The organism is Rhodoferax sp. GW822-FHT02D07 (assembly GCF_058802405.1).
Window position 1 is genome coordinate 376,159 of record NZ_JBXAOD010000001.1, and the last position, 24,740, is coordinate 400,898.

General features: G+C 64.8%; 27 protein-coding genes. 17 read left to right on the forward strand and 10 right to left on the reverse strand.

Annotated elements, in window-relative coordinates; genetic code table 11:
* Nucleotides 1–119: 119 nt before the first annotated feature.
* From AC1RNN_RS01805 to AC1RNN_RS01815, 3 genes are read left to right on the forward strand one after another with little or no spacing between them, the layout of a single operon-like run.
* Nucleotides 120–1,049, forward strand: a complete 930-nt coding sequence (locus AC1RNN_RS01805; RefSeq protein ID WP_493086488.1) for a DUF3034 family protein — start codon at nucleotides 120–122, stop codon at nucleotides 1,047–1,049.
* Between the two features lie 24 nt (nucleotides 1,050–1,073).
* Nucleotides 1,074–1,520 carry a group I truncated hemoglobin gene (locus AC1RNN_RS01810; RefSeq protein WP_493086487.1) on the forward strand — a complete coding sequence of 149 codons (447 nt, stop codon included), beginning with the start codon at nucleotides 1,074–1,076 and terminating at the stop codon, nucleotides 1,518–1,520.
* Between the two features lie 10 nt (nucleotides 1,521–1,530).
* Complete coding sequence (locus AC1RNN_RS01815; RefSeq protein ID WP_493086485.1) at nucleotides 1,531–2,193, forward strand: cupredoxin domain-containing protein; 663 nt, start codon at nucleotides 1,531–1,533, stop codon at nucleotides 2,191–2,193.
* Between the two features lie 157 nt (nucleotides 2,194–2,350).
* Here AC1RNN_RS01815 and AC1RNN_RS01820 read toward each other — a convergent pair whose 3' ends face one another.
* Complete coding sequence (locus AC1RNN_RS01820; RefSeq protein ID WP_493086483.1) at nucleotides 2,351–3,142, reverse strand: anti-sigma factor; 792 nt, start codon at nucleotides 3,140–3,142, stop codon at nucleotides 2,351–2,353.
* Nucleotides 3,143–3,152: 10 nt separating this feature from the next.
* Nucleotides 3,153–3,728, reverse strand: a complete 576-nt coding sequence (locus AC1RNN_RS01825) for an RNA polymerase sigma factor (protein WP_493086481.1) — start codon at nucleotides 3,726–3,728, stop codon at nucleotides 3,153–3,155.
* 324 nt (nucleotides 3,729–4,052) lie between these two features.
* Here AC1RNN_RS01825 and AC1RNN_RS01830 point away from each other — a divergent pair, with 324 nt between their 5' ends.
* The 4 genes from AC1RNN_RS01830 (at nucleotide 4,053) to AC1RNN_RS01845 (ending at nucleotide 6,344) form a co-directional block, all read left to right on the forward strand.
* Nucleotides 4,053–4,649 (forward strand): ferritin-like domain-containing protein, encoded by a 597-nt coding sequence (locus AC1RNN_RS01830; RefSeq protein WP_493086479.1) that lies wholly within the window; start codon nucleotides 4,053–4,055, stop codon nucleotides 4,647–4,649.
* Nucleotides 4,649–5,047 (forward strand): c-type cytochrome, encoded by a 399-nt coding sequence (locus tag AC1RNN_RS01835; RefSeq protein WP_493137295.1) that lies wholly within the window; start codon nucleotides 4,649–4,651, stop codon nucleotides 5,045–5,047. The genes AC1RNN_RS01830 and AC1RNN_RS01835 overlap by 1 nt, the downstream gene beginning before the upstream one ends.
* A 4-nt stretch (nucleotides 5,048–5,051) precedes the next feature.
* Complete coding sequence (locus tag AC1RNN_RS01840) at nucleotides 5,052–5,594, forward strand: DUF3455 domain-containing protein (RefSeq protein WP_493086477.1); 543 nt, start codon at nucleotides 5,052–5,054, stop codon at nucleotides 5,592–5,594.
* Between the two features lie 96 nt (nucleotides 5,595–5,690).
* Nucleotides 5,691–6,344: a DNA-3-methyladenine glycosylase I gene (locus AC1RNN_RS01845; RefSeq protein ID WP_493086475.1), complete on the forward strand. Its 654-nt coding sequence runs from the start codon at nucleotides 5,691–5,693 to the stop codon at nucleotides 6,342–6,344.
* A 24-nt stretch (nucleotides 6,345–6,368) separates the two neighbouring features.
* Here the strand turns inward: AC1RNN_RS01845 and AC1RNN_RS01850 are convergent, their stop codons facing one another.
* From AC1RNN_RS01850 to AC1RNN_RS01865, 4 genes are read right to left on the reverse strand one after another with little or no spacing between them, the layout of a single operon-like run.
* A complete protein-coding gene (locus AC1RNN_RS01850) occupies nucleotides 6,369–7,004 on the reverse strand; it encodes a DsbA family protein (RefSeq protein WP_493086474.1) in 636 nt (211 codons plus the stop codon).
* Between the two features lie 9 nt (nucleotides 7,005–7,013).
* Nucleotides 7,014–7,268: a hypothetical protein gene (locus tag AC1RNN_RS01855; RefSeq protein ID WP_493086472.1), complete on the reverse strand. Its 255-nt coding sequence runs from the start codon at nucleotides 7,266–7,268 to the stop codon at nucleotides 7,014–7,016.
* Nucleotides 7,269–7,293: 25 nt separating this feature from the next.
* Entirely contained in the window at nucleotides 7,294–7,734 is a 441-nt protein-coding gene (locus AC1RNN_RS01860) for a nuclear transport factor 2 family protein (RefSeq protein ID WP_493086471.1), read from the reverse strand.
* Between the two features lie 36 nt (nucleotides 7,735–7,770).
* A complete protein-coding gene (locus AC1RNN_RS01865; protein WP_493086469.1) occupies nucleotides 7,771–8,649 on the reverse strand; it encodes an MBL fold metallo-hydrolase in 879 nt (292 codons plus the stop codon).
* Between the two features lie 127 nt (nucleotides 8,650–8,776).
* On the opposite strand from AC1RNN_RS01865, the gene AC1RNN_RS01870 reads away from it, so the two are divergent.
* Complete coding sequence (locus AC1RNN_RS01870) at nucleotides 8,777–9,667, forward strand: LysR family transcriptional regulator (RefSeq protein ID WP_493086468.1); 891 nt, start codon at nucleotides 8,777–8,779, stop codon at nucleotides 9,665–9,667.
* Nucleotides 9,668–9,736: 69 nt separating this feature from the next.
* On the opposite strand, the gene AC1RNN_RS01875 is transcribed toward AC1RNN_RS01870, so the two are convergent.
* Nucleotides 9,737–10,333: a helix-turn-helix domain-containing protein gene (locus tag AC1RNN_RS01875; RefSeq protein WP_493086466.1), complete on the reverse strand. Its 597-nt coding sequence runs from the start codon at nucleotides 10,331–10,333 to the stop codon at nucleotides 9,737–9,739.
* 82 nt (nucleotides 10,334–10,415) lie between these two features.
* Between AC1RNN_RS01875 and AC1RNN_RS01880 the strand changes: the two genes are divergently transcribed.
* Complete coding sequence (locus tag AC1RNN_RS01880) at nucleotides 10,416–11,477, forward strand: threonine aldolase family protein (protein WP_493086465.1); 1,062 nt, start codon at nucleotides 10,416–10,418, stop codon at nucleotides 11,475–11,477.
* 72 nt (nucleotides 11,478–11,549) lie between these two features.
* Here AC1RNN_RS01880 and AC1RNN_RS01885 read toward each other — a convergent pair whose 3' ends face one another.
* Nucleotides 11,550–12,563, reverse strand: a complete 1,014-nt coding sequence (locus AC1RNN_RS01885; protein ID WP_493086464.1) for a hypothetical protein — start codon at nucleotides 12,561–12,563, stop codon at nucleotides 11,550–11,552.
* 7 nt (nucleotides 12,564–12,570) lie between these two features.
* On the reverse strand, nucleotides 12,571–14,004 hold the full coding sequence (argH, locus tag AC1RNN_RS01890; protein WP_493086463.1) for an argininosuccinate lyase: 1,434 nt from the start codon (nucleotides 14,002–14,004) through the stop codon (nucleotides 12,571–12,573).
* Between the two features lie 38 nt (nucleotides 14,005–14,042).
* Between argH and AC1RNN_RS01895 the strand changes: the two genes are divergently transcribed.
* The 3 genes from AC1RNN_RS01895 to AC1RNN_RS01905 are packed head-to-tail and all read left to right on the forward strand — an operon-like array spanning nucleotide 14,043 to nucleotide 16,602.
* A complete protein-coding gene (locus AC1RNN_RS01895; RefSeq protein WP_493086461.1) occupies nucleotides 14,043–15,080 on the forward strand; it encodes a sensor histidine kinase in 1,038 nt (345 codons plus the stop codon).
* Nucleotides 15,077–15,844, forward strand: coding sequence for a LytR/AlgR family response regulator transcription factor (locus AC1RNN_RS01900; protein ID WP_493086459.1), 768 nt, complete (start codon nucleotides 15,077–15,079; stop codon nucleotides 15,842–15,844). The genes AC1RNN_RS01895 and AC1RNN_RS01900 overlap by 4 nt, the downstream gene beginning before the upstream one ends.
* 14 nt (nucleotides 15,845–15,858) lie before the next feature.
* A complete protein-coding gene (locus tag AC1RNN_RS01905) occupies nucleotides 15,859–16,602 on the forward strand; it encodes a substrate-binding periplasmic protein (protein ID WP_493086457.1) in 744 nt (247 codons plus the stop codon).
* A gap of 35 nt (nucleotides 16,603–16,637) precedes the next feature.
* Here AC1RNN_RS01905 and ppc read toward each other — a convergent pair whose 3' ends face one another.
* A complete protein-coding gene (gene ppc / locus AC1RNN_RS01910) occupies nucleotides 16,638–19,460 on the reverse strand; it encodes a phosphoenolpyruvate carboxylase (protein ID WP_493086455.1) in 2,823 nt (940 codons plus the stop codon).
* A 99-nt stretch (nucleotides 19,461–19,559) separates the two neighbouring features.
* Here ppc and hemC point away from each other — a divergent pair, with 99 nt between their 5' ends.
* From hemC to AC1RNN_RS01935, 5 genes are read left to right on the forward strand one after another with little or no spacing between them, the layout of a single operon-like run.
* On the forward strand, nucleotides 19,560–20,480 hold the full coding sequence (hemC, locus tag AC1RNN_RS01915; protein ID WP_493086453.1) for a hydroxymethylbilane synthase: 921 nt from the start codon (nucleotides 19,560–19,562) through the stop codon (nucleotides 20,478–20,480).
* 3 nt (nucleotides 20,481–20,483) lie between these two features.
* Complete coding sequence (locus AC1RNN_RS01920; protein ID WP_493086451.1) at nucleotides 20,484–21,278, forward strand: uroporphyrinogen-III synthase; 795 nt, start codon at nucleotides 20,484–20,486, stop codon at nucleotides 21,276–21,278.
* Complete coding sequence (locus AC1RNN_RS01925; RefSeq protein ID WP_493086450.1) at nucleotides 21,275–22,330, forward strand: uroporphyrinogen-III C-methyltransferase; 1,056 nt, start codon at nucleotides 21,275–21,277, stop codon at nucleotides 22,328–22,330. Before AC1RNN_RS01920 ends, AC1RNN_RS01925 begins: the two co-directional genes overlap by 4 nt.
* 1 nt (nucleotide 22,331) lies before the next feature.
* Complete coding sequence (locus AC1RNN_RS01930) at nucleotides 22,332–23,609, forward strand: heme biosynthesis protein HemY (RefSeq protein ID WP_493086449.1); 1,278 nt, start codon at nucleotides 22,332–22,334, stop codon at nucleotides 23,607–23,609.
* A gap of 32 nt (nucleotides 23,610–23,641) precedes the next feature.
* A complete protein-coding gene (locus AC1RNN_RS01935; RefSeq protein WP_493086447.1) occupies nucleotides 23,642–24,718 on the forward strand; it encodes a GGDEF domain-containing protein in 1,077 nt (358 codons plus the stop codon).
* The last annotated feature ends 22 nt before the right edge of the window (nucleotides 24,719–24,740 follow it).

Consider the following 24,740-nt stretch of genomic DNA (forward strand, 5'->3'; position numbering starts at 1 on the left):
GTAGCCGAAAAAAATTGAAACCAATTGAATCCAGCCGGCCTTGGGCTGCGTACCTGTAACAAGCCGCAACGCATCTGCCTGCGCGCCTGCCCTCAAACCCTGATCGATTGGACGCTCCCATGAACCACCTTCGTACCGCACTGCTGCTCGGCGTCACTGGCCTGTGCAGCGGTCTGGCCTGCGCCGATACCGGCAAACTCCTGCTCACCGGGGGCGTCAGCTCCATCGATGGCGCTGCCGGTGGCGGCCTGACCCCCTGGGCCGTGATCGGCACCAACGCCACCGAGGGCGAGATGGGCGTGTCTGCCCATGTGAGCCGCGCCACCACGCAGGATTACAGCCTCAACACCATGGGCGTGGCCTTTGCCTTCAACGACCGGCTGGAAATCTCGCTGGCGCGGCAGGACTTCGATGCTTCCCCCGCCACGGCACTCAATGGCTTGGGCTTTGCCGTGCAGAACGGCCAGCGCGTGAAGATGGATGTGCTGGGCGTGAAGGTCAAAGTGGCCGGCGACGCTGTGCTGGACAGCGACCGTTGGATGCCCCAGATCGCCGTGGGCGTGGAGCAGAAGTCGGTGGACGCGGGCTCCATCACCCCGGTGCTGGACTTTCTGGGCGCCAAGACCAGCGGCACCGACTTCTATGTCAGCGCCACCAAGCTGTTTTTGGGCCAGAGCCTGCTGGTCAACGGCACGCTGCGCTACAGCAATGCTAACCAGAACGGCCTGGTCGGCTTTGGCAGCAAGGCGCCGGGTACGAATGAAGGTAGCTGGGTGCCCGAGGTGTCAGTGGCCTACCTGCTGCGCAAAGACCTGGCCATTGGCGCCGAGTACCGCGCCAAGACGAATAACTTGCGCGCCATGGGCCAAGCCAACGGTTTGGGCGAAGGCCTGCAAGAGGACCCCTGGAAAGACCTCTTTGTGGCCTGGGCGCCTAACAAGCACACATCTCTGACCCTGGCCTATATAGACCTGGGCCGCGTGTTGCCCGGCGTCACCGCCAGCCGCAGCCAGTCCGGCTACTACCTTTCGGCCCAAGTGGCGTTCTGATTTGAAGCACAGCAAGGAACTGACATGAAACACCTCGTCATCACACTCGCCCTGGCCGCCCTCGGCCTGAGCACCGCCCCCGCCATGGCACAAAGCGCGGCCCCTGCGCAAAACGACGCCCTGTACCAAGCCCTGGGCGCCAAGCCCGGCCTGCAGGCGTTGATGGAAATCTTTGTGGCCGGCCTGAAAGCCGACAAGCGCATTGGCGAACAGTTCAAGGACACCAAGGCCGCCTACCTGCAAGAGCAGTTGGTGGACCAGTTTTGCGTGGTGAGTGGCGGGCCCTGCAAATATCAGGGAGCCGACATGAAATCCGCCCACGCCGGCATGGAAATCAACAAGGCCCAGTTCAATGCGCTGGTGGAGGTGCTGCAGGCGGCCATGGACGCGCGTGGCATACCCTTTGCCACGCAAAACCAGCTGCTGGCGCGCCTGGCGCCCATGCACCGTGATGTCGTTACTGCCAAGTGAGCACTATCCCATGCGTTTAACTATGAGCATGGCTGGTATCTGCGCGGCCTGGGCTTTTGCTGCCAGCGGGGCTGCGGTGGCAGGCACACTGGAAGTGCTGGTGCTGGATCGCGACGGCAAACCCACGCCCGATGCCGTGGTGATCGTTATCCCCAGCGGCAAGGGCCAGCCCAAAACGCCGTTGCCCAATAGCGCGGTGGTGAACCAGGAGAAGCAGCAGTTTGTGCCCGCTGTAACCGTGGTGGCGGTGGGCGCGCGCGTGCGCTTTGTTAACAGCGACCCCTGGAACCACCACGTGCGCCTGGGCAACGCCGGTGCCGCCGTGGGCGCTTCTGACGGGCAGTCCGCCTTGCTGGAAGGCAAACAGGAAGGCAAGCCCGCCAGTGCCGCCGTCTTCACCATGGACAAACCCGGTGCCATGGGCGCGGCGCTGCTGGGCTGCTTCATCCATAGCCGTATGGGCGGCGCTATCTACGTGGCCGACTCGCCGTGGACGGTGAAGACCAATGCGGAGGGCGTGGCTGTGGTGGAGGATGTGCCCGAGGGCAGCGCCAGCATCAAGGTGTGGCACGCGGCGCAGCTGGTGGAGAAGACACCGCTGCAGGTCAACGTGGTGGCAGCACCGGCCAAGGTGACCTTCCAGCTGGATGTAGCGCCGCGGCGGCGGAGTTGAGGCCGTTTGCGAGAGTCAATACGCCTGACTCTGCGCATGGCAGGCTCTGATCTATTGCCAGAAAATAGCTATCAATTCAGTAGCTGCTTGCGCAATATCCATAAGGGCTAGATCCCTCTTTTGTATAAATTTAGCCGTGGCCATGCCCCCGGCTTCTTTACAGCATTTTCTGAATCAACGCACCCTTGAACAGAACTGGGCCGGTAGGGCCGGTCTCGCTGGGCACGCCGCCCTTGGGCTCCAGGCTGATGGCCAGGGTGGGTACTTCGCGCACATCGCTCTCGCCAGCGGTCAGGCGAAGCAGCTTGTCGCTGCCCAGTACGCCCAGCGACTTGGGGCCGCCACTGGGGGGCAGGGCCCAGAGTTGCAAGGAGCGGTCGTCGGCCTCCTGGTACGCACCCACGCGTTGCAGGGTGAGCTTTTTGGCTTTGGGGTCGAAGGTGACGAGCATGGACGCGGCGGCCTTTTCGTCGGCCAACACTGCCACGTATTCGATTTGCGGCGCGCTTTGCAGCTGGGTTTGCAGGCGGGCAATCTCGCCGCCCAGCTCCTTGCGCATGCCTATGCCGACCGACACGGCGGCGATGGTGGCAAACGCCCCCGCTGCGGCTGCAGTACGCCACACGGTCAGGCTGCGTAGCCAGCCGCCCAGGCTAGCGGGCTCCGCGGCAGTGGCTGCTTGCGCGCGCACAGCGTGCTGCGCCGCGCTTTGTTTCTCGCCCTGCACCAGGTTGTCGATACGGGTCCATACCGCAGCACTCGGTTGGGCTTGGGGCTGCAGTTCGTTGAGGCTGGACAGGCGGCTTTGCCAGATCAGGGCGGCTGCGCGCACAGGGGCTTGTTCGCGGGCCATGGCTTCGAAGCGGCGGCGTGCGCCAGCGCGCAGCGTGCCCAAGGCGTAGCTGCTGGCCAGGCGGTCCAGTAGTTCGGGATGTTGCAGGAGGTTCATGGCCGGCTCCTCAGGCAAAGCGCGCCATGCACAGGCGCAGTTGGTCCAGCCCGCGGCGGATCCAGGTTTTGACGGTACCCAATGGCAGGCTGAGTTGTTGGGCCAGCTCGCTGTGGCTCAGGTCGCGCACATAGGCCAGGCTCACTACTTCACGCTGTTTGTTGTCCAGCCGGCCCAGGCACTGGTGCAGGGCCCAGGCCTGTTCGCTGGCTTGTGCGGTGTCCATGGGGGTGGGGCCGTCGTCGGGCAGGGTGTCGGCCAAGGCGTCGTCCAGCTCGTCGGTGAGGTGGCTGCGCTCGGCGGCGCGGCGGCGCAACATGTCCAGGCCACGGCTGCGCACGATCAGGCCCAGCCAGGCCATGGGCGGGCTCAAGCTGGCGCGGTAGTCCGCCGCAGAGCGCCATACGGTCAGGAAGGCTTCCTGCAGCACGTCCTCCGCCAGTTCGCGCTGGGGCACCACGCGCAGGGCGAGGCCATAGAGCTTGCTGGCGCACTGGTCATACAGCGCTTTCAGTGCAGCCTCGTCCTGGTGGGCAATGCGGTCCAGCAGGACGATGAGCAGGGCGTCGTGGTTGGGGGTGGTCATCCCGCCATTGTGTGGCATGGGTGGGGCCAGCACGGCAGGCCGGGGTTTGCGCGCGAACGCACGCAGTTTGCTATGGAAAGTAGAGCGGCCTGCGCTGGTCTGATGAGGACTAGAAGGTAGAAACATGCTCAGTCACCTGGTAGGAAATCCGGAAGGGCTTGTCATGGGTACGCTGCTCTGGGCTCGGCGGATTCAGTCCCGGAATGCCCGAGTGATGCGCTGGGTCAATCTGAATCCAATGCGGGGGCAGGGTGCGTATTGAGAGCGTGGGTCGGCATTTTTCGTCCCGCCTGTTTCGTCTCTCACCTTGTAAAGGACCTGACCATGACATCCCTGATTCAAACCCTCACCTCTGGCGCTTCTGTTCCTTCTCGCCGTGCCTTCATGGGCCGCACCGGCACCCTGTCCGCCGTGGCGGTGGCCCTGTTGGCTGGCAAAGATGCCATGGCCCAAGGTATGGCTGGCGACACGTCCAAGGACGTGGGCATCCTGAACGTGGCGCTGGGTCTGGAGCATGAAGCCATCAACGCCTACCAGTTGGGCGCCGGCAGTGGCCTGCTGCAAAAGCCGGTGCTGGACGTGGCTGTGCGATTCCAGGCGGACCACAAGGCCCACCGCGATGCGCTGATCGCCACCATCCAGAAGCTGGGCGGCACGCCGGTGATGGAAAAGAAGCTGGACGAGTACGCCAAAGCCCTGAAGGCCGACACCCTGCGTAACCAGGGCGATGTGCTGGACCTGGCCGCGCGCCTGGAGCTGGGCGCCATCAACGCTTACCTGGGCGTGATTCCCGCGTTTGGCAACAAGGACCTGGCCAAGGTGGCCGGCCGCCTGGCTGCCGACGAGACCATGCACTACACGCTGCTGCAAAACGCGCTGGGCCGTCCGCTGCCTGCGGGCGCTCTGTCCTTCGGCGCGTGATGCAGATGCGTTTGCCCTGTGTGCTGCTCCTGGGTTTACTGGGCCTCACTGCAGGGGCCCAGGCCCAATCCGTGGCACGCGGACAGGCGCTGTTCGAAAGCCGCTGCGTGGCCTGCCACAGCCTGGACGCCAACCGCGTGGGCCCCGCCCTGCGCGGTGTGGTGGGCCGCACGGCGGGCAAGGCCAGTGGCTATTTCTACTCCGAAGCCATGGCCGCGGCCACCCATGTATGGGACGCGCCCAAGCTCAAGGCCTGGCTCACCAACCCGGAAACCGTGGTGCCCGGGCAGGACATGAACTACCGCCTGGATATCCCCCAAGACCGCGACGACGTGGTGGCCTATCTGGCCTCCGTGTCTCCACCCACGTCCCTTCCTTCTTCCAACCCCAGAAAGTAAGACCATGAAAACACGTACCGCTTTGTCCCTTGTGCTCGTCGCCGTTCTGGCCGCTTGTGCCAACCAGCCCATGCGCGCACCCTTCAGCCAAGACATGTTGCCCGCCGCCGTGAAGGTGCCCGCAGGCCACACCGTGGCGATGGAAACCGTTGCCGCAGGCGACATCACCTACCAGTGCCGCGCCAAGAAAGACATGGCTGGCCAGTTTGAATGGGTGTTTGTGGGGCCGGATGCGGGCCTGAAGGACCGCAGCGGCAAGGTGGTTGGCCGCTACTTTGGCCCCCCCGCCACCTGGGAAAGCACAGACGGCTCCAAGGTCACCGCTACGCAGGTAGCTGTCGCCCCCAATGGCGATGCCAACATCCCGTTGCAGCTCGTGAAGGCCAACCCCGCCATGGGCATGGGCGCCATGCAGGGTGTGAGCTACATCCAGCGTGTGGCTACGGTGGGCGGCATCGCCCCCAAGACCGCTTGTGCCCAGGCCAATGAGGGCGCCAAGCAGATGGTGCAGTACCAGGCGGACTACATCCTCTACAAGGCCATGTAAGGCTGGGCGCAAAGGGTGTGCAAGGGAGGGGCTTTCGGAAGCTGCCATATACTGTTGTTAAAAACAGTATTTGTATTTTGAACCGGGAGCCCCGCCATGCTTGACGACACCACCGCCCCCACCGGCCTGTTTGCCGACGATAGCCAGGTCACCCGCTGCGTGTGGTGCCGTGCCACGCCGCACTACCAGCACTACCACGACCACGAATGGGGCTACCCCGTGGACAGCGACACCCGCCTGTTCGAAAAGATCTGCTTGGAGGGCTTTCAGTCCGGCCTGAGCTGGCTCACCATCTTGAACAAGCGTGAAGGCTTTCGCGCCGCCTTTGCCGGTTTCGATATGGACAAGGTGGCCGCCTTTGACGACAGCGATGTGACGCGCCTGGTGCTGGACGCCGGCATCGTGCGTCACCGCGGCAAGATCGTCTCCACCATCAACAACGCGCAAAAGGCCATCGAGTTGCGCAAGGAATTTGGTTCGCTGGCCGCTTACTTCTGGCGCTTCGAGCCCGAAGCCACCACCCGCCCCAGCCAGATCACGCGCCAGACCCTGAGCGGCGTCACCACCTCGGCCGAGTCCATCGCCCTGTCCAAGGATTTGCGCAAGCGCGGCTGGAGCTTTGTCGGTCCCACCACCATGTACGCCTTCATGCAGGCCATGGGCCTGGTGAACGACCATCTGGAAGGCTGCGATGCACGGGAGCGGGCGCTACAGGCGCGCCAGGCCTTTAAGGTGCCCGTCCGCGCCTGATGCAGCCTGCGGGCGGGCGCCAGCTCAAGCCTGCGCCAAGCTCGCCAACAAGTTCTCCACACTGCCGTACAGGGCATTGCCCTGTAGCAACCGGTCGCCGGCCGCGCCGTGCACCACCAACGCCGGCACGCCCTGCGCGCGGTGCTGGCGCATCAGGCGCAGTGCGGCCTGCACACGGTCGGAGTGGGCTTGCTTCAGCGCAATATCGGGGGCCAGCAGGCGCTCTGCCGCCGTGTTCAGGCCTATGGCGCGCAGCTGCTGCGCCACCACCTCCACATCGGCCGTGTCCAGGCCCAGTACATAGCGCGCTTCTTGCAGCACCTTGAGTGCTTCCAGCTCGCGGGCGGGCTCGGTTAACGCCACGGCGCAGAGCGCCAGCGTGGTGGTGGTCGAGTCAAACGCGCTGCCGGGCTTGCCCAGCACATTGGTGCGGTACGCCTCGGTAAAGCGCTGACCGGTGAGCTTGGCAATGCGCACATCGTTGGACCAGGCGTACTCGGCAAAGGCCGCATCCATGGTGCGCCCGCCGCCGGAGAACAGGCCCGTGGGGGCCAGCGTCAGCGAGACCGATGCGTCTTGCGCCAGCTGCTGGAGGGCAGGGGAGGCGCCGTAGCACCAGCCGCACAAGGGGTCGAACAAATAAGTGACGGAGGTGGACATGGGGGGCTTTCAGTCGTCTGTGTGGGGTGCGGCAGCCAAGGCTTGTTCGAAAAGGGCGATCTCTTCCTGCAGACTGCCACGGCTGCGGAAGTGGCGGTTGGCGCGGTTGTACCAGTTCTCGGCGTCTTCCAGATCGCCTTCCTGCAGGTGCAGGATGCCGTGCAACCAGGCGCCCAGCATGGAGCCATCTTTTTGCACCAGGTCGTGCGCAGCGCTCCAGCGCCCGGCGTGCAGGTCTTGCAACACTTGCTGAAGGATGGTCATGGTGGGCTTCGCCTCGTTGATCGTCTTACTTTTGCGGGTTGGAGAACATGGGGTTGCCGCTGACGGTCTTGACGACTTCTTCTTGCAGGATGTCCCAGTGTTCCACAATTTTTCCGTTGGCCAGGCGGAATATGTCTACGCCAATCATGGCCTTGGGGCCCATGCCGGTGTAGCGGCCGTGCATCATGACCAAGTCGCCTTCTGCCACCACCATGCCGGGCTCGTACTTGAAGTCGGGCGGCAGGCTGCCCACCCAGCCTTTGAGCACTGCAGAGCCGTTGGGCACGGCCGGGTTGTGCTGGATGTAGTCGGGGGACCAGTACTTGTCGATGACGGACGCGTCATGTGTGATGAACAGGCCTTTCATGCCCGCCACGACGATCTCTTTGTTGGTCTGGGCAAAGGCGCTGGTAGAGACGAGCGCAACCAAGGATGCGGCGATGAGAAAAGTTTTAAACGGTTTCATGCGTGACTCCAGTTCGGGTTGCGGTTGATCGACGACTTACCACTTCATTTCGCCCGTGTTGACCTTGGCGCCAATGTCCAGCGACAGAGCACCGTCGGTCAAGGCCGGGTAGGCCTGCTTCATCGCGGGGATCAGCGTGGCGCTGGTCTTGTTGGCGGCCAGGTTTTTCTCGAAGGTCTGCAGGTAGTCCTTGGTGAAGGTGATCGCGCTGGCATCGACTGGGGTGCCGGCCTTCATGTGGCCGGGGATCACCAGCACAGGCTTCAGTGCGGCCATCTCGTCCAACTGCGCGACCCAGGCGGCGCGTTCGGCGGTGGTTTGCGTGTCGGCGGTCCACACATGCATGTTGCCGAACACGCCGATGTTGCCCACCACTGCCTTGATCGAGGGAATCCAGGCGTAGGGGCGGTGTGCCAGCAGGCCTTGCGTACCGCGGATCTCGATCGTCTGGCCTTCCAGTGTCAGCGTGTTGCCTTCCAGCGCGCGGGGCACCACGGGCTTGCGCGGTGCGTTGGCGCCCATCTTGGGGCCCCAGAACGCGACCTTGCCGGCCAGCTTGGGCGCCAGCTTGGCCAACACGGCGGGCGTACTCACCACATCGGCTTGTGGAAAGATCTCTTTCAGCGCTTCCACGCCAAAGTAGTAGTCCGGGTCGGCCTGGCTCACGTAGATGGTGGTGAGCTGCTTGCCGCTGTCGAGCACGTTGGCGGCAATGCGCAGGGCGTCGGCGCGGGTGAAGCCGGCGTCGATCACCATGGCGTCCTTCTGGCCATAGACCAGCGTGGAGTTGACGTTGAAGCTGTTGCCGTCGGCGTTGTAGACCTTGACGGTGAGCGGCTGCTGGGCCTGGGCCACTCCCGACATGGACACAAAGGCGATGGCGAGGGAAGCGGCGATAACAGTGGTGCGGATCATGGGGAACTCCTGAATGGGGTGGACGCTTTGAGGACGTCTCATCAGCGTTGGAGTGAACTTTAGTTTCAATAATCGTGCAGATAAACCCGATAATTCGCTCATTACTGTTTCATAAAGTGAACAAATCATGGACCGACTGACCGCCATGCAGGTGTTTGTGGACGTGGCCCAGAGCGGCAGCTTCAGTGCCACGGCCGACAAGCTGGACATGTCGCGCGCCATGGTGACGCGCTATGTGGGCGAGCTGGAGCAGTGGCTGGGCGCGCGCCTTTTGCAGCGCACCACGCGCAGCGTGACGCTGACCGACGCCGGCGAAAGCTGCCTGCGCCGCAGCCAGCAGATGCTGGCGCTGGTGGAAAACGTGGAGGAAGAAACCAGCCAGCACGGGAGCGCCCTGCGCGGGCAACTGCGCATCACCTGCAGCATGTCGTTTGCGGTGGCCCAGTTGGCCGCGGCCGTGGCGGACTTTCTGGCGTTGCACCCGCAGCTCAAGATCGACCTCAACGCCAGCGAGGGCGCGCTCAACCTGGTGGAGGCGCGCATCGACCTGGCCATCCGCATCAGCGCGGAGCCCGACCCGGCGCTCATTGGCCGCATGCTGGCGCCTTGCACCTCGGTGCTGGTGGCGTCGCCAGCGTATTTGGCGCAGCTCGGCACGCCGCAGCAGCCGGCAGACTTGGCGGCCCACCGCTGCCTGAGCTATGCCAACTTTGGCAAGAGCGTGTGGAAGCTGCAGCGGGGTGATGCGCATGAGGAGGTGCGCGTGGGCAGCCACTTCAGCGCCAACGAGGCCACGGCGCTCATGTGCGCCGCGCTGGCCGGCGGCGGCGTGGCCCTGCAGCCCACCTACCTAGTCAGCCCGCACCTGGCCGATGGCCGGCTGCAGGTGGTGCTGCCGGACTGGCGCCTGCCCGATATGGCGATCTACGCGCTGTACCCCTCGCGCAAGCATTTGTCACCGGCGGTGCGGGCGTTTCTGGATTTTCTGGTGGCGCGCTTTGCCACCGTACCCTGGTAGGTTGCTATGGATTCAGTAGCTGCTCGCGCATATTGCAAAAGGGATAGAGGCCGATTTATCGTGTAGCGCCTACCCAAGGTGCTCTACCACCAGCACCGCCTTGGCCAGGCCCTTGCCGGGGTTGCGGATGCTGTGCTGCACGTCCGCCGCGTAGCGCGCGCTGTCACCGGCCTTCAGCAGCTTGCTGCTGTCGGTGGCCTGCACGGAAAGCGTTCCGCTCAGCACGGACACATGCTCGCGGGCTCCCGCCTCATGCGGCTCGGACGCCAACACGCCGCCGGGCTCCACGGTCAGCTCGTACCACTCCACCTTGCCGGCCAGTGCGATGGGCCCCAGGATGCGCAGCGTGCATTTGCCGTCCGGGCTGGTGGTGACCGGAATGCTGTGCGCTGGCACCAGCTCCACCGTGGGCGCGGCCTTGTGGTCGGCGCCGCCGGCCAGCAGGTCGGTCAGACTCAGGCCCAGCGCACTGGCCAGGCGCCAGAGCACGCCCACCGTGGGGTTGGCCTGGTTGCGCTCCACCTCCGACAGCATGGACTTGGACACCCCCGCACGCTTGGACAGCTCATCCAGCGAGAGCTTTTGCGCCTTGCGGATCTCCTGCAGCTTGGAGCCGACGGCGGGCGGGCCGTCGTGAATGGGATTGGAGGTGGGGACTTGCGCCATCTTTAGTTTGGTCGGTAAAATGGATTTTTGTTCGATATACCGGAAATATCCGCTCATCCAATCTTACACCGCCCACGCCACCATGACCACCGCGCCTACCTCCCTGCCCACTGGCCACTATCTGCAATTCGCCAGCGACAACACCTCCGGCATCTGCCCCGAGGCCATGAAGGCGTTCATGGCGGCCAATACGGGCTTTGCGGCGTCCTATGGCAATGACGATTCCACGCGCCTGGCCTGCGACCGCATCCGCGAGGTGTTCGAGGCGGATGCCGAGGTGTTCTTCGTCTTCAACGGCACGGCGGCCAACTCGATTGCGTTGGCCTCGCTGTGCCAGTCTTATCAGGCCGTCATTTGCAGCGACACGGCGCACGTGGAAACGGATGAATGCGGCGCACCCGAATTCTTCTCCAACGGCTCCAAGCTGCTCTCCGCCCCGCACCGCCACGGCAAGCTCACCTCGGCGGGTGTGCTCGAAGTCATTACCCGCCGCACCGATGTGCACTACCCGCGGCCCAAGGTCGTCACGCTCACCCAGTCCACCGAGATGGGATCGGTCTACCAAAAGGGCGAGATCAGCGGCATCAGCCGCATCGCCCAGGAGCACGGCCTGAAAGTGCACATGGACGGCGCCCGCTTCGCCAACGCCGTAGCCGCCCTCAAGGTGGCGCCCGCTGACATCACTTGGCGCGCTGGGGTGGACGTGTTGTGCTTTGGCGGCACCAAAATGGGCTTGCCGATTGGCGAGGCTATCGTCTTTTTTGACCGCAAGCTGGGCGAAGAGTTTTCCTACCGCTGCAAGCAGGCCGGGCAGCTGGCTTCCAAGATGCGCTACCTCTCAGCCCCCTGGCTCGCCATGCTGACCGACAACACTTGGCTGCGCCACGCCGCCCACGCCAACGCCATGGCGCACCGCCTCTCGGAACGCATTGCCGGTATCGCCGGTGCCGAGTTGCTGTTACCCACCGAAGTGAACGGCGTGTTCGTCAACCTGCCCGAGCCTGCGATTGCCCGCCTCAAGGCCCTAGGCTGGACCTTCTACACCTTCATCGGCGGTGGTGCGCGCTTTATGTGTTCCTGGGCTACGACCGAAGAGGCGGTGGACCATCTGGCGCTTGATCTGCAGACAGTGCTGGCGGGATGAGTGATTGCTACGGATTCAATAGCTCCTCGCGCTTATTCCACGAGGGCTAGAGGTCTATATCGCTTGTAAGCGCTACTGCAGCGCCTTGGTGGCCCAAGCCTGCAGTGCCAGACGTACCGGGTGGCGGGCGCTGGCATCGGTGCGGCCACCGAGCCAGTAGCCCAGCAGGTCGGCCGCAATTTCGTAGGGGTGGTAGAGTCCGTTGCGGTCTGGGAAGGCATTTACATAGGCAGCCACGCCCAGCAGCGGCTGGGTCACAGGCTGGCCCTCGCGCTCCTGCATGCGCCACTCTCCTTGGTCCCGCTGGTACATCACGGCCAGCATTTGAAAGTCGCGCGGCATGCTGGGCGTCTTCAGGTTGCTGAGCTGCAGGTAGGGCAGCACGGCTTGGCCGGGCGTGTCAGGCAACGGAAATATCCATTCGCTCAACGGTGCGTCGGGGTTAACCACGCCACGCGCCAGCAAGGATGGTGTTTGTGGTGCGGCAACGCGCGTAAAGCCCAGTACGTCGCTGGCCAAGGTGTCGAATAGAACGGATTGGGTTCGCTGCAGCACATGGGTTTGCTCGTGCACCAGAAGGTAGCCCAGAAAGCCTTGCAACCCGGCCAGCTCTTTGGCGCGGTAGGGCGCCAGCAGACTCTGCATGAGCCCGGCGCTGAACACGATGGTGTCACCCCGCGTGTGGGGCAAGCCGCCTTCTACCTTGTCGCTGACCTTGGCAAATTTCCATGGCGTGCGGGTGTAGAGCGGGGCCTTATCGGTCAGCACGGGCCACAACCCGCCCACGGCCCAGCGCAGCATGGCTTGTTCATCGGCAGAGAACTCTTGTACCTCGCTGGCATAGTGGGCGCGGGCCTGTTCACGTGCGGTGGCTAGGGGCAGGTTCAGCAGGTCCAGCCGGGTTTTGGCAACCAGTTCAGGTGCTTGCATGGCGTCAAAGTAGGCGTGGGCGCCGGGGCCCGCCATCAGGCTCGCGGCTTCTCCGCGGTTCAGAAACTGCAGCGTAGGCTCTGCGGCCCGGGCCAGGCCCAACCAGCTGCTGCCGGCCAGGCACAGGGCCAGAAATCCCAAGTGGCGGCGCAGCATGCTTGCCTTAAGCCAGGCGGGCGCGATGCCGCGCCACTTGCGCCCGTACCTGCGCCGGAGCGGTACCGCCCAAGATATTGCGGGCGTTGAGCGAGCCGCGCAGGCTCAGGCACTCGTACACGTCCTTCTCAATGCTGGCGTGGAAGCCTTGCAGCACGGCCAGGGGCAACTCAGACAGGTCGCAAGCGTGGCTCTGAGCGGCCTTCACGGCGTGGGCCACAGTCTCATGTGCATCGCGGAAAGGCAGGCCCTTCTTCACCAAATAGTCGGCCAGGTCGGTAGCCGTGGCGTAGCCCTTGAGTGCGGCACGCTCCATGGCTTCTGCGTTCACGCTGATGCCGCCTTCTTTCTGGCCAGTGGCCGCATTCACTTGGCCGCCAATCATCTCGGAGAAGATGCGCAGCGTGTCCTTCAGGGTATCGACCGTGTCGAACAGCGGCTCTTTGTCTTCCTGATTGTCCTTGTTGTAGGCCAGGGGCTGGCCCTTCATCAGGGTGATCAGGCCCATGAGGTGGCCGACCACGCGGCCGGTCTTGCCGCGCGCCAGTTCGGGCACGTCGGGGTTTTTCTTCTGCGGCATGATCGAAGAGCCGGTGGTGAAGCGGTCGGCTATTCGGATGAAGCCGAAGTTCTGGCTCATCCAGATGATGAGCTCTTCGCTCATGCGGCTGATGTGCACCATGGTGAGGCTGGCAGCGCTGGTGAACTCGATCGCAAAGTCGCGGTCGCTCACAGCGTCCAGGCTGTTCTGGCAAACGCCGTCCATGCCCAGGGTCTTGGCCACACGCTCGCGGTCCAGCGGGTAGCTGGTGCCGGCCAGTGCGGCGCTGCCCAGTGGCAGGCGGTTGGTGCGGCGGCGTACTTCCGCAAAGCGCTCGGCATCGCGGCTGAACATTTCCACGTACGCCAAAATGTGGTGGCCAAAGCTCACCGGCTGAGCTACCTGCAGGTGGGTGAAGCCGGGCAGGATGACGTCGGCATTGGCCTCGGCCACATCCACCAGCGACTTTTGCAGTTCCACCAGCAGCTCGCCGATCAGGTCGATTTCGCTGCGCAGCCACAGGCGCACGTCGGTGGCGACCTGGTCGTTGCGGCTGCGGCCGGTGTGCAGACGCTTGCCGGCATCGCCCACCAGCTGGGTCAGGCGCGCTTCGATGTTCAGGTGCACGTCTTCCAGGTCCAGCTTCCATTCAAAGGCGCCGGATTCGATTTCGCCCCAGATTTGGGCCATGCCCTTCTGGATGGCAGCGTGGTCCTCTGCGCTGATGATGCCCTGCGCGGCCAGCATCTCGGCATGCGCCAGACTGCCGGTAATGTCGGCCTGCCAAAGGCGCTTGTCAAAGAACACGCTGGAGGTGTAGCGTTTGACCAGATCACTCATGGGCTCAGAAAACAGCGCGGACCACGCCTGGGACTTTTTATCGAATTGGTTTTGGGACATGGGGACGCTTTGCAGAATGGAGTCAAAATCCGGTGAACATGCAGGACACCCAAATTTTATCGACCTTCCAGGAACTGGCTCCGGCACCTGCGCCCGAAGCCCACGCGCCGGTGCTGGTGTTCGATGCCTGCCAGATGGGGGTGGTGCTGCGCGCGGTGCTGTTTGTGGAGCTGGGCGTGGCGGTGGCAGCCATGTTTGCCGCCAACACCTGGTGGGATTGGGTCATGCGGCTGTCCCTCATCACCGGCGGCACTTTGCCCGCCACCTTGGCCTGGTTGTTGACTGCCTGTGCCGCGAAGCGCTGGTTGGCCACTTTGCGGCCTGCCGCGCAGTACAGCGCCGCGGTCACCTTGGGGGCGGTGGCGGGTCTGTATGGCTGCGGTCTATTGGCACTCTCCGGGCTAGTTCAGGACGCACCCTGGGTGGCCAGTGCATTTAGCGGCGTGCTCCTGTCTTCCGTTCTGGTGGCGGCCCTGGTCATGCGCGCCAAGGGCCGCACTCCAGCCGATACGGCCGCGCGTCTGGCAGAGCTGCAGTCGCGCATCCGCCCACATTTTTTGTTCAACACGCTCAACAGCGCCATTGCGCTGGTGCGCGCCGAGCCGGCCAAGGCAGAGGCGCTGCTGGAAGACCTCAGCGACCTGTTCCGCCACGCGCTGATGGACCAGGGCACGGCCGTGACCCTGGCCGACGAAATCGCGTTGGCACGGCGCTACCTCGCCATCGAGCAGGTGCGCTTTGGCGAGCGCTTGCAGGTGCAATGGGCGCTGGACCCTGCAGCCGATGGCGCCCGCCTGCCGCCGCTGCTGCTGCAGCCACTGGTGGAAAACGCAGTGCGCCATGGCGTGGAGCCTAGCGCCACGGGTGCGTCGGTGCGGGTGTCGACCCAGCGGCGCGGCTCCACCGTGGTGCTCAAGGTCACCAACACGGTCCCGGCCGGGCAGGGCTCCGAAGGCCATGGCTTGGCCCTGCGCAATGTGCAGGACCGGCTGGCCTTGCTGCATGATGTGCAGGCCCAGTTCCGCTACGGGCTCAAGGATGGTGTGTACCAGGTTCGCATGGAGTTCCCCGTATGACGGCAAGCAACCACCTGACGCGTCGCCCGCAGGTGATGGTGGTCGATGATGAAGCCCTGGCCCGCTCGCGCCTGCGCACCCTGCTGGGCGACTGTCAACAACCTGCTGTTGACGTCGTGGCGGAGGCCGCTAATGCCAGCCAGGCCATGGAACTGTTGCGCAGCCACCGTGTGGACGTGGTGTTCCTCGATATCCACATGCCCGGTGCCGACGGCCTGATGCTGGCCCAGACCCTCAAGACCCTGGCGCATCCGCCGGTGGTGGTGTTCGTCACCGCGCATGCCGAGCACGCGCTGCAGGCCTTCGATCTGGAGGCCGCCGACTACCTGACTAAACCCGTGCGGCTGGAACGGTTGCAGATGGCTCTACAAAAAGCGGAGCGCCTTGCGCAGATTCCATCGGGGCTGGGTGGCGCTTTTGTCTCCGACGAGGTGCTGGTCATCCAGGAACGCCACCGCACCGAGCGCGTGCCCTTGCAGCAGGTGCTGTACTTCAAGGCTGAGCTCAAGTACATCACCGTGCGTACTGCCGCGCGCAGCTACATCCTGGATGGTGCGCTCAACGATCTGGAATCCAAGTACGCCGAGCACTACCTGCGCATCCACCGCAATGCCATCGTGGCCCGCTGGGCCATCCGTGCGCTGGAGAAGCACTACGACGCGGAAGAGGGCGAAGGCTGGGCCGTGCGGCTGCAGGGGGTGGACGAGTTGCTGTCGGTCTCGCGCCGCCAGCTGGCTACCGTGCGGGGCCTGATCACCCAATGAGGGCGTGCCGCCCCTTGCTGCATCGCTGGGGTCTGCAGGCCCTGCTCGGTGTTGCGGGGCTAGCGCTATGTGCTGGCGCCTGGGCCCAGCGCATCCGCATTGGTGCTGAAGACGATTGGCGCCCTTATTCCTACGTGGTGGACGGCAAGCCCATGGGGTTCGCTGTCGACGTGGCGCGCGCCGCTTGGGCGGCAGCGGGGATGGATGTGGAGCTGGTGCCCTTGCCCTATGCGCGTTGCATGAAGGAAGTGGAGAACGGCACGCTGGCGGGTTGCTTCGACACCCTGCGCGACGCGCGCACCGAGAGCCGTTACCTCTGGCACAAGCGGCCCCTGTTCAAGGCCCGCATCAGCATCTACGGCCGTGTGGCCGGGCCTGCAGGCAAAGTGGACCTGGAGAGCCTGCCGGGCCTCCGTGTGGGGGTGACCAATGGCTACGACTATGGCGATGCCTTTGACAACGACCCGCGCATGGTGCGCGAGGTGTCCGCCTCCGACCTGATTTCTCTGCGCAAACTGGTGGCTGGGCGCGTGGATTACGCGCTGGTGTATGACCGCGTGGCCCGGGAAATCGGCCGCGTGCACCCTGAACTCGGACAGGGTTTTGTCCAGCGCGGCGTGCTGGTGGAGCCGCTGCTCTACATCTCCTTTACCAAGCAGCAGCCGGGGCTGGAGTCTGTCATCGCCCGGTTTGACGCCGGGCTGGACAAGATCCACAAATCGGGCGAGTACACCCGGATAGAAGCGCGCTGGAAGTAATTGGGCCCCCACGCTCCGCCGCTGCGCGGGTCGCTTCAGCCCGTGTTGCGCAGCCCCGCTGCAATCCCGTTGATGGAGATGTGAATCCCGCGCTGCACGCGCTCATCGGCCTTGCCTTCGCGGTAGCGGCGCACCAGTTCGACCTGCAGGTGGTGCAGCGGATCGATGTAGGGGAAGCGGTGGCGGATGGAGCGCTGCAGGGCGGCGTTGTTGGCCAGGCGGCCTTTTTCGCCGGTGATGGTGGCCAGCGCCTGGGCGGTGGCATGCCATTCGGTTTCGATGGCGGCAAAGATCTTCTTGCGCAGGCGGGCGTCGCCCACCAGTTCGGCATAGCGCGAGGCCAGGGCCAGGTCGCTCTTGGCCATCACCATGTCCATGTTCGACAGCAGGGTTCCGAAGAAGGGCCATTGCTTGTACATCTTCTGCAGCAGGGCGGTGCGTTCCTTCTGTTCGGCCGCAGTGCCGCTGCCGATGAACTTCTGCACTGCCGAGCCAAAGCCGAACCAGCCTGGCAGCGTGAGGCGGCACTGGCCCCAGCTGAAGCCCCAGGGAATGGCGCGCAGGTCTTCAATGCGCTGCGAGGCCTTGCGCGATGCGGGGCGCGAGCCGATGTTCAGCTCGGCAATCTCGCGCAGCGGCGTGGAGGCGAAGAAGTATTCGGTGAAACCGGGGGTCTCGTACACCAGCGCGCGGTAGGCCGCCATGCTGTTGCTGGAGAGTTCAGCCGCAGCTTCCAAGAAGGCCTTGGTGGCCGACTTGGTGGGTTGCAGCAGCGTGGCTTCCAGCGTGGCGGCGACCAGGGTTTCCAGATTGCGGCGACCGATTTCGGGGTTGGCGTACTTGGAGCCGATGACCTCGCCCTGTTCGGTCAGGCGGATCTGGCCGCGCACGGTGCCGGGAGGCTGGGCCAGGATGGCCTGGTAGCTGGGGCCGCCGCCGCGGCCCACGGTGCCGCCGCGGCCGTGGAACATGCGCAGCTGGATCTTGTGCTGCTTGTCGAGTTCGTCGAACAGCTCCACCAGTGCGATCTCGGCGCGGTACAGCTCCCAGTTGCTGGTGAAGATGCCGCCGTCCTTGTTGGAGTCGGAGTAGCCCAGCATGATGTCCTGCTCGGCACCGCTGCGCTTGACCAGGTCGGCAATGCCTGGCAAGGCGTAGAAGTCACGCATGATGGGCGCGGCGTTGCGCAGGTCTTCGATGGTCTCGAACAGCGGCACGACGATCAGGTCGGCCGTGGCCTGCGCGTCCAGCGTGCCACGCACCAGGCCTACTTCCTTCTGCAGCAGCAGCACTTCGAGCAAGTCGCTCACGGTTTCTGTGTGGCTGATGATGTAGTGGCGGATCGCGTCGTTGCCAAAGCGTTCGCGCATGACCTTGGCAGCGGCAAAGATGGCCAGCTCGCCCTGGGCATGCGCCGAGTAGGCCACGCCGTGCACGCGCAGCGGGCGGGCGTCGTTAAGCAGACCCAGCAGTAGCTTGCGTTTGGCGGCTTCGTCCAGCGCGCTGTAGTTGGCTTCCACACGGGCGGTCGCCAGCAACTCGGCCACGACCTCTTCGTGTTTGTCGGAGCTTTGGCGCAGGTCCACGGTGGCCAGGTGGAAACCGAATACTTCCACGGCACGGATCAGCGGGTGCAGACGTTGCTTGATCAGGGCGCCGCCGTGGTGGGCCTTGAGCGAGGCCTCGATGGTGCGCAGGTCGGCCACAAACTCCTGGGCCAGCAGGTAAGGGTTCTGCGGGGCCACGGCATGGCGGGCGGCCTCGGTACCCGTCAGGTTGTTGAGCGTGGCGGCCAGACGCGCGTACATGCCCGTCAGCGCGCGGCGGTAGGGTTCATCCTTGCGGTGCTCGTTTTGGTCAGGCGAGCGCTCGGCCAGGGCCTGCATCTCGGGCGTGCAGTCTGCCAGCATGGCGGAGATGGACAGCTCGCCACCCAGGCGGTGCACCTCGGTCAGGTAATGGCGCAGGGCTACTTCAGCTTGGCGGCGCAGCGCGTATTCCAGCGTTTGCGCGCTCACATTGGGGTTGCCGTCGCGGTCGCCACCAATCCACTGGCCCATGCGCAGGAAGCTGTGCACGGGCTGGTTGCCCAGCATTTCCTCCAGATCGGCGTAGAGCTTGGGAATCTCGCGCAGGAAGGTGGACTCGTAGTAACTCAGCGCGTTCTCGATCTCGTCAGCCACGGTGAGCTTGGAGAAACGCAGCAGGCGGGTCTGCCACAGCTGCATCACGCGGGCGCGCATCTGCGCCTCGTTGGCGGCCAGCTCCTTGGGCGTGAGCGCATCCTTCTTGCTGTCCACCAGCGTGGCGCGCAGCTTGATTTCGTCGCGCGTGGTTAGCAACTGGGCGATGTCGCGCTCGGCGTCCAGAATGCTCTTGCGCTGCACCTCGGTGGGGTGGGCCGTCAGCACGGGCGAGAGGTAGCTCTGGGCCAGGGTCTGCGAGATGGTGCGCGGTGCAATGCCAGCCCAGCGCAGGCGCGACATGGCGACCTCGATACTGCCTTCTTGCGTGTCACCGGCGCGTTCGTGGATGGCGCGGCGGCGGATGTGGTGGCGGTCTTCGGCCAGATTGGCCAGGTGCGAGAAGTAGGTGAAGGCACGAATCACGCTCACTGTCTGGTCGCCGCTCAAACCCTTGAGCAGCTTCTTCAGCGCCTTGTCGGCTTCCTGGTCGGCATCGCGACGGAAGGCGACGGACAGCTTGCGGATCTGTTCGATCAGCTCGAATGCCTCCACACCCTCCTGCTCCCGAATCACGTCACCCAGAATGCGGCCCAGAAGACGAATGTCTTCCACCAGGGGCCGTTCGTTATCTTTGCTGCGCTTGGCCGACTCTGCGGCAGGTGCTTTGTTCATGATCTCGGAGATGGGAGTGGGAGGGCGCTTCGGACGAAGCAAGGATCGAGCCCATGCTAGCATCGAAGGCATTCTTCCGATTACCAACTGGGTACGATTGTGCGCAATTTTACGATCGCCACGCGCGAGAGCCGGCTCGCCCTCTGGCAGGCCGAACATGTCAAAACGCTGCTGGAGCAACAAGGCGCATCGGTGACCCTTCTGGGCATGACCACCAAGGGTGACCAGATCCTCGATCGCTCACTCTCGAAGGTCGGTGGCAAAGGCCTCTTCGTCAAGGAACTTGAAGTGGCTCTGGAAGAGGGGCACGCCGACCTCGCCGTGCACTCGCTCAAGGACGTGCCCATGGAATTGCCCCAGGGTTTCGAGCTGGCCTGCGTGATGGAGCGCGAAGACCCACGTGATGCCTGGGTTTCCAACCGCTACGACAACCTGGATGCGCTGCCGCATGGTGCCGTGGTCGGTACCTCCAGCCTGCGCCGCGTGGCCCTGCTGCGTGCGCTGCGCCCCGATCTGCGCTTTGAGCCCCTGCGTGGCAACCTCGACACCCGTTTGCGCAAGCTCGACGATGGCCTCTACGACGGCATTGTGCTGGCCGCCGCCGGCCTCAAGCGTCTGGGCCTGGCCCAGCGCATCCGCGCCGTCTTCAGCCCCGAGCAGATGCTGCCTGCCGCAGGGCAGGGCGCATTGGGCATCGAGATTCGTGAGGGCCGCAGTGATGTGGCCGAGGCGTTGGCCGCCTTGGCCCACCAGCCCACCTGGCTGGCCGTAGCGGCGGAACGCGCAGTCAGCCGCATGATGGGCGGCAGCTGTTCCATGCCCCTGGCGGCGTACGCCACGCTGGCCGACGACCAACTGCATATCCGTGCCGCCTGGGGCGATGCCGAGGGGCGGCACCCCCTGGTCACGGCACAGACGCAGGGGCCGGTGGCGCAGTTGGACGACGCGGTCGCCTTGGGCGAGGGGGTGGCGCGGCAACTGCAGGCCGGTGTGCGTGCGCTGCCCGCGGGCGGAGCCTGAGCCATGCGCGTCATCGTCACCCGGCCCCAGGGTGAGGCGCAACAATGGGTCACCACGCTCAGGAACGCGGGCTACCAGGCCCAGAGCCTGCCGCTGATTGACGTACTGCCGGCGGCCCAGGCCCAGCCCGTGAAGGAGGCCTGGGCGCACATCGGGCAATGGGACGCGCTGATGTTTGTCAGTCGCAACGCAGTGGATCATTTTTTTGCATTAAAACCGGCTTTAGCCCCCGTATTCACTGCGCAAGCAGCTACCAAAATAAGAGCATATGTGACCGGCCCCGGCAGCTATTCGGCGCTGCTGCGCGCAGGCGCCGAGGCTCCCTGGATCGATTCGCCCGACCACGGGGCCGGACAATTTGACTCCGAGGCCCTGTGGCGCGTGGTGCGCGGGCAGGTACGTGCGGGGTTTCGCCTGCTGATCGTGCGTGGCACCACGCAGGACGGTGGCGCCAGTGATGAGGGCGTGGGCCGCGACTGGTTTGCCCGTCAGGCCACGGCGGCAGGCGCCACGGTGGACTTTGTGGTCGCCTACCAGCGCCGCCAGCCGCTTCTGGACGCCCGGCAGCAGGAACTGGCCCGGCAGGCAGCCAGTGACGGCACGGTGTGGTTGTTCAGCAGCTCGGAGGCGATTGCCAACCTGCAGGCCCAGTGCCCGGCCCAGATGTGGCAGGACGCACGCGCGGTGGTGACGCATCCGCGCATCGGCAAGGCGGCACGCGAGGCCGGCTTCGGTGTAGTGTGCGAGTCACGCCCCGCGCTGCCGGCCCTGATGGCGTCGATAGAATCGCTGCAATGAACGCCGAGTCTGCCGCCCCAGTCGAACCCTCTCCTGCTGAGCAGGCGCCGCCTGCTGCCCTCTTGCCTGCCGTGAAGTCTTCGCGCCGTCTGCTGCGCGGTGTGGCTGTGGTGGCGGTTGTGGGGGTGCTCGGTAGTGGGTTGCTATGGCAAAAACTCAGCACCATCCAGGAGCAACTGGCGCGCCAAAGCGCCGATGCGGGCACCCAGGCCACCGAGGCGCGAGCCACCGCACGCCAGGCGCAGGAACTGGCCATTGATACGGCCGCCAAGCTAGCCATGACCGAGGCTCGCCTGAGCGAGGTGTCGCTGCAGCGCACCCAGCTTGAGGAGCTGATGCAAAGCCTCTCGCGTTCGCGTGACGAAAACCTGGTGGTGGATATCGAGTCCTCGCTGCGTCTGGCGCAGCAGCAGGCCCAGCTCACCGGCAGTGCAGAACCCCTGCTGGCTGCGCTCAAGACCGCCGAGCTCCGCATTACCCGTGCGGCCCAGCCGCGCCTTACGCCTGTGCAGCGCGCCATTGCCAAGGATGTGGCCCGCATCAAGGCGACCGCCCTGGCCGATCTGCCTGCACTCTTGGTCAAGCTCGACGAACTGGTGCAGATGGCCGACGACCTGCCCGTGGCCAACGCCGTGGCCCAGTCGCGCCCGGCCGAGAGCCTTAAACGCAAGGACGCTGAGTCTGTGGCGGGTTGGTGGAGTCGCTCCGTGGCCATCGTGCACGCCGAACTGCAGGGGCTGGTACGTGTAAGCCGCATCGACGCCCCTGAGGCGGCGCTGCTGACGCCTGAGCAATCCTTTTTCCTGCGCGAGAACCTCAAACTCCGCCTGCTCAATGCGCGCCTGGGCCTGCTCACCCGTCACAGCGATTCGGCCCGCGCAGATCTGGCCACCGCCTACACCGCCATGGTGCGCTACTTCGATGGCTCTTCGCGCAAGACCCAGGCCGCGCAAGCCCTGCTGCAGCAGTTGCAGGGCCAGATGCGTTCGCTGGAGCTGCCGCGCATCGACGACACCTTTGCGGCGCTGACCACGGCCGCGGCGGGGCGCTGAGATGCGGGCCGCACTCTGGCTCCTGGCCCTGTTTGCGGTGGCAGTGGCCACCGCCTTGTTTGCCGGCAATAACCAGGGCACGGTAACCCTGTACTGGCCGCCGTACCGGGTCGATCTGTCGCTCAATCTGGTGGTGGTGTTGCTGGCCCTGGCTTTTGTGACTCTGCACCTGGCGTTGCGCGCGCTCTCCGGCCTTTTGCACATTCCGGTGCAGGCCAAGCGCTGGCGCCTGCTCTACAAGGAGCGCGCCATGCATGTGGCGCTGCTCGATTCGCTGTCCCACCTCGTCGCCGGCCGCTTTGTGCGGGCCCGCAAGGCGGCTGAACTGGTGGTCACGCTGGAAGAATCGCAGCGCAGCAGCGAAGAGCACACCGCGCATGGCCTGCGCCTGCGCACCATGTCGCACCTGATTGCGGCAGAGAGTGCCCATGCGCTGCAGGACCGCAGCCGCCGCGAGCAACACTTCCAGAGTGCCCTGGAGATGACGCGCCCCAGCAATGCGCAGGACAGCCGGGACGGCGTGCTCATGCGCGCCGCGCGCTGGTCCTTTGATGACCGGGACGCCAATGCCGCGCTGGAGTGGCTGGACCAGCTACCCCAAGGGACGGCACGGCGCACCATTGCCATGCGCCTGCGCCTGAAGGCGGCCCGATTGGCGGGCCAGTCGCGGGCTGCGCTGGATGCCGTGCGTTTGCTGACCAAACACCGTGCCTTCTCCGAAGTGGCGGGTGCCGGTATCGCGCGCGGACTGGCTCTGGAAATTCTGCGAGCCGCCCACGACCCGGTGCAGCTGCAGCGCGCCTGGGAAAGTCTGGATATGGCCGAGCGGCATATGCCCGAGGTGGCGCTGGAGGCCGCTGAGCGCTGCCTGCTCTTGGGTGGCGATGTTGCCATGTCGCGTCTGTGGGTGTTGCCCTTGTGGACGGCCATGAGCGAGCGCCTGGATGCCCTGGGGCTGCCGTTGCGTGTACGCGTGGTGCGCGTGCTGGAGCAGGGCTTTGCCCAGGACAGTGGCGCACCGGATGCCGCCTGGCTCCAGCGCATCGAATCGCTGCAACTGAGCAACCCGGGTGACCCCCTGTTGCAATACCTCGCCGGGATGATGTGCGCGCGCCTGGCCCTGTGGGGCAAAGCCCAGCAGATGCTGCGCCAATCGCTGGGCATGCTGAAGGACCCGGAGCTCAAGCGCGACGCTTGGCGCGCGCTGGCCGAAATGGCCGAACAGCGCCAGGATGCGAGTGCCGCAGCGCAAGCCTACAGGGAAGCCGCCAAAGCGTGACGCGCTGAAGTTTCGGGGCTATTATCCGCCCCATGGCCACACTCATAGACCATCTGATCAAGCTCACGGACCATCGGGACCGCGATCTGTTGGAGCTCACCTTGTCCAAGGCATTGATCGACCTGCTGCCGATCCAGCGCGTCATCGTGGCGCGGGTGATCAGCGAGGAAGGCGTCAAGCGCTGGCTCCAGATCGCTACGCTCGATGCCAAAGGCGGCGGCAAGGTAGTGGATCCTTTGCGGGTGGATTTCAACCAGTTGCCCCTGCTGGACGATAACCGGGACCGCCTGCGCGCCATGCAGGAGCGCGAACGTGTGGAGATCGCGTGGGCCGGTGAAGACGGGCCGCGCATCACGTATTTCCCGTTGTTTGCCGAGTCGGTGACCGACGATGAGGGCGCGCTGGAAATTCATTCGGCATCTCCGCTGACCGAGGCGCAGTTGGCCACCCTGGCCGATGTGCAGCATGTGTTTCGTAATATGTACCGGCTGTTGGCCTACAGCGACCGTGATGCACTGACCGGCCTGCTCAACCGCAAGTCCCTGGACGACACCTTTTACAGCGCCGTGCTGGACGAACTGGGCGAGATCACTGACGCCCAGACTGCCGCCCTACAGGTTGCCGTGGCACCCGGACAGGAGCGCCGCCACCGTGTGCCCCCCAACTACTGGCTGGGCACCATCAGCATTGACCAGTTCGGCATCCTCAACGACAAGAACGGTCACCTGATTGCCGAAGAGGTTCTGCTGCTGGTGGCGCGCATCATGAACAACACCTTCCGCACCTATGACCGTCTCTACCGTCTGGGTGGCGAGCAGTTTGCCGTGCTCATGCACTGCCCTGACGAGGCGCTGGTGCTGGCGGCGTTTGAGCGTTTCCGCGCCAACATCGAAAAGTTCAACTTCCCGCAGGTGGGGCGCGTGACGGTCTGCGCGGGCTTCACCCGCATCACGCCCGATGACTCCCCCAGCACGGCGCTGGAGCATGCCGAGCGCGCGGTGGACTACGCGCAGAACAACGGCCGCAACAAGGTGTTCAGCCATGCGGAGCTGGTGCGCAAGGGCCTGTTTGGCGATGTGCAGAAGATAGGCGCTGTCGACATCTTTTGATGCCGGTGTAGCGGCCAAGGAA

Coding starts and splice junctions, on each gene's coding strand:
- AC1RNN_RS01835 (WP_493137295.1), top strand. CDS start 4,649: ATGCAGATGCGTTTGCCCTGTGTGCTGCTCCTGGGTTTACTGGGCCTC.
- ppc (WP_493086455.1), bottom strand. CDS start 19,460: ATGAACAAAGCACCTGCCGCAGAGTCGGCCAAGCGCAGCAAAGATAAC.
- AC1RNN_RS01820 (WP_493086483.1), bottom strand. CDS start 3,142: ATGAACCTCCTGCAACATCCCGAACTACTGGACCGCCTGGCCAGCAGC.
- AC1RNN_RS01855 (WP_493086472.1), bottom strand. CDS start 7,268: ATGACCATCCTTCAGCAAGTGTTGCAAGACCTGCACGCCGGGCGCTGG.
- AC1RNN_RS01870 (WP_493086468.1), top strand. CDS start 8,777: ATGGACCGACTGACCGCCATGCAGGTGTTTGTGGACGTGGCCCAGAGC.
- AC1RNN_RS01845 (WP_493086475.1), top strand. CDS start 5,691: ATGCTTGACGACACCACCGCCCCCACCGGCCTGTTTGCCGACGATAGC.
- AC1RNN_RS01875 (WP_493086466.1), bottom strand. CDS start 10,333: ATGGCGCAAGTCCCCACCTCCAATCCCATTCACGACGGCCCGCCCGCC.
- AC1RNN_RS01815 (WP_493086485.1), top strand. CDS start 1,531: ATGCGTTTAACTATGAGCATGGCTGGTATCTGCGCGGCCTGGGCTTTT.
- AC1RNN_RS01895 (WP_493086461.1), top strand. CDS start 14,043: ATGCAGGACACCCAAATTTTATCGACCTTCCAGGAACTGGCTCCGGCA.
- AC1RNN_RS01840 (WP_493086477.1), top strand. CDS start 5,052: ATGAAAACACGTACCGCTTTGTCCCTTGTGCTCGTCGCCGTTCTGGCC.
- argH (WP_493086463.1), bottom strand. CDS start 14,004: ATGTCCCAAAACCAATTCGATAAAAAGTCCCAGGCGTGGTCCGCGCTG.
- AC1RNN_RS01925 (WP_493086450.1), top strand. CDS start 21,275: ATGAACGCCGAGTCTGCCGCCCCAGTCGAACCCTCTCCTGCTGAGCAG.
- AC1RNN_RS01885 (WP_493086464.1), bottom strand. CDS start 12,563: ATGCTGCGCCGCCACTTGGGATTTCTGGCCCTGTGCCTGGCCGGCAGC.
- AC1RNN_RS01810 (WP_493086487.1), top strand. CDS start 1,074: ATGAAACACCTCGTCATCACACTCGCCCTGGCCGCCCTCGGCCTGAGC.
- AC1RNN_RS01825 (WP_493086481.1), bottom strand. CDS start 3,728: ATGACCACCCCCAACCACGACGCCCTGCTCATCGTCCTGCTGGACCGC.
- AC1RNN_RS01830 (WP_493086479.1), top strand. CDS start 4,053: ATGACATCCCTGATTCAAACCCTCACCTCTGGCGCTTCTGTTCCTTCT.
- AC1RNN_RS01805 (WP_493086488.1), top strand. CDS start 120: ATGAACCACCTTCGTACCGCACTGCTGCTCGGCGTCACTGGCCTGTGC.
- AC1RNN_RS01920 (WP_493086451.1), top strand. CDS start 20,484: ATGCGCGTCATCGTCACCCGGCCCCAGGGTGAGGCGCAACAATGGGTC.
- AC1RNN_RS01935 (WP_493086447.1), top strand. CDS start 23,642: ATGGCCACACTCATAGACCATCTGATCAAGCTCACGGACCATCGGGAC.
- AC1RNN_RS01865 (WP_493086469.1), bottom strand. CDS start 8,649: ATGATCCGCACCACTGTTATCGCCGCTTCCCTCGCCATCGCCTTTGTG.
- AC1RNN_RS01850 (WP_493086474.1), bottom strand. CDS start 7,004: ATGTCCACCTCCGTCACTTATTTGTTCGACCCCTTGTGCGGCTGGTGC.
- AC1RNN_RS01900 (WP_493086459.1), top strand. CDS start 15,077: ATGACGGCAAGCAACCACCTGACGCGTCGCCCGCAGGTGATGGTGGTC.
- AC1RNN_RS01930 (WP_493086449.1), top strand. CDS start 22,332: ATGCGGGCCGCACTCTGGCTCCTGGCCCTGTTTGCGGTGGCAGTGGCC.
- AC1RNN_RS01880 (WP_493086465.1), top strand. CDS start 10,416: ATGACCACCGCGCCTACCTCCCTGCCCACTGGCCACTATCTGCAATTC.
- AC1RNN_RS01860 (WP_493086471.1), bottom strand. CDS start 7,734: ATGAAACCGTTTAAAACTTTTCTCATCGCCGCATCCTTGGTTGCGCTC.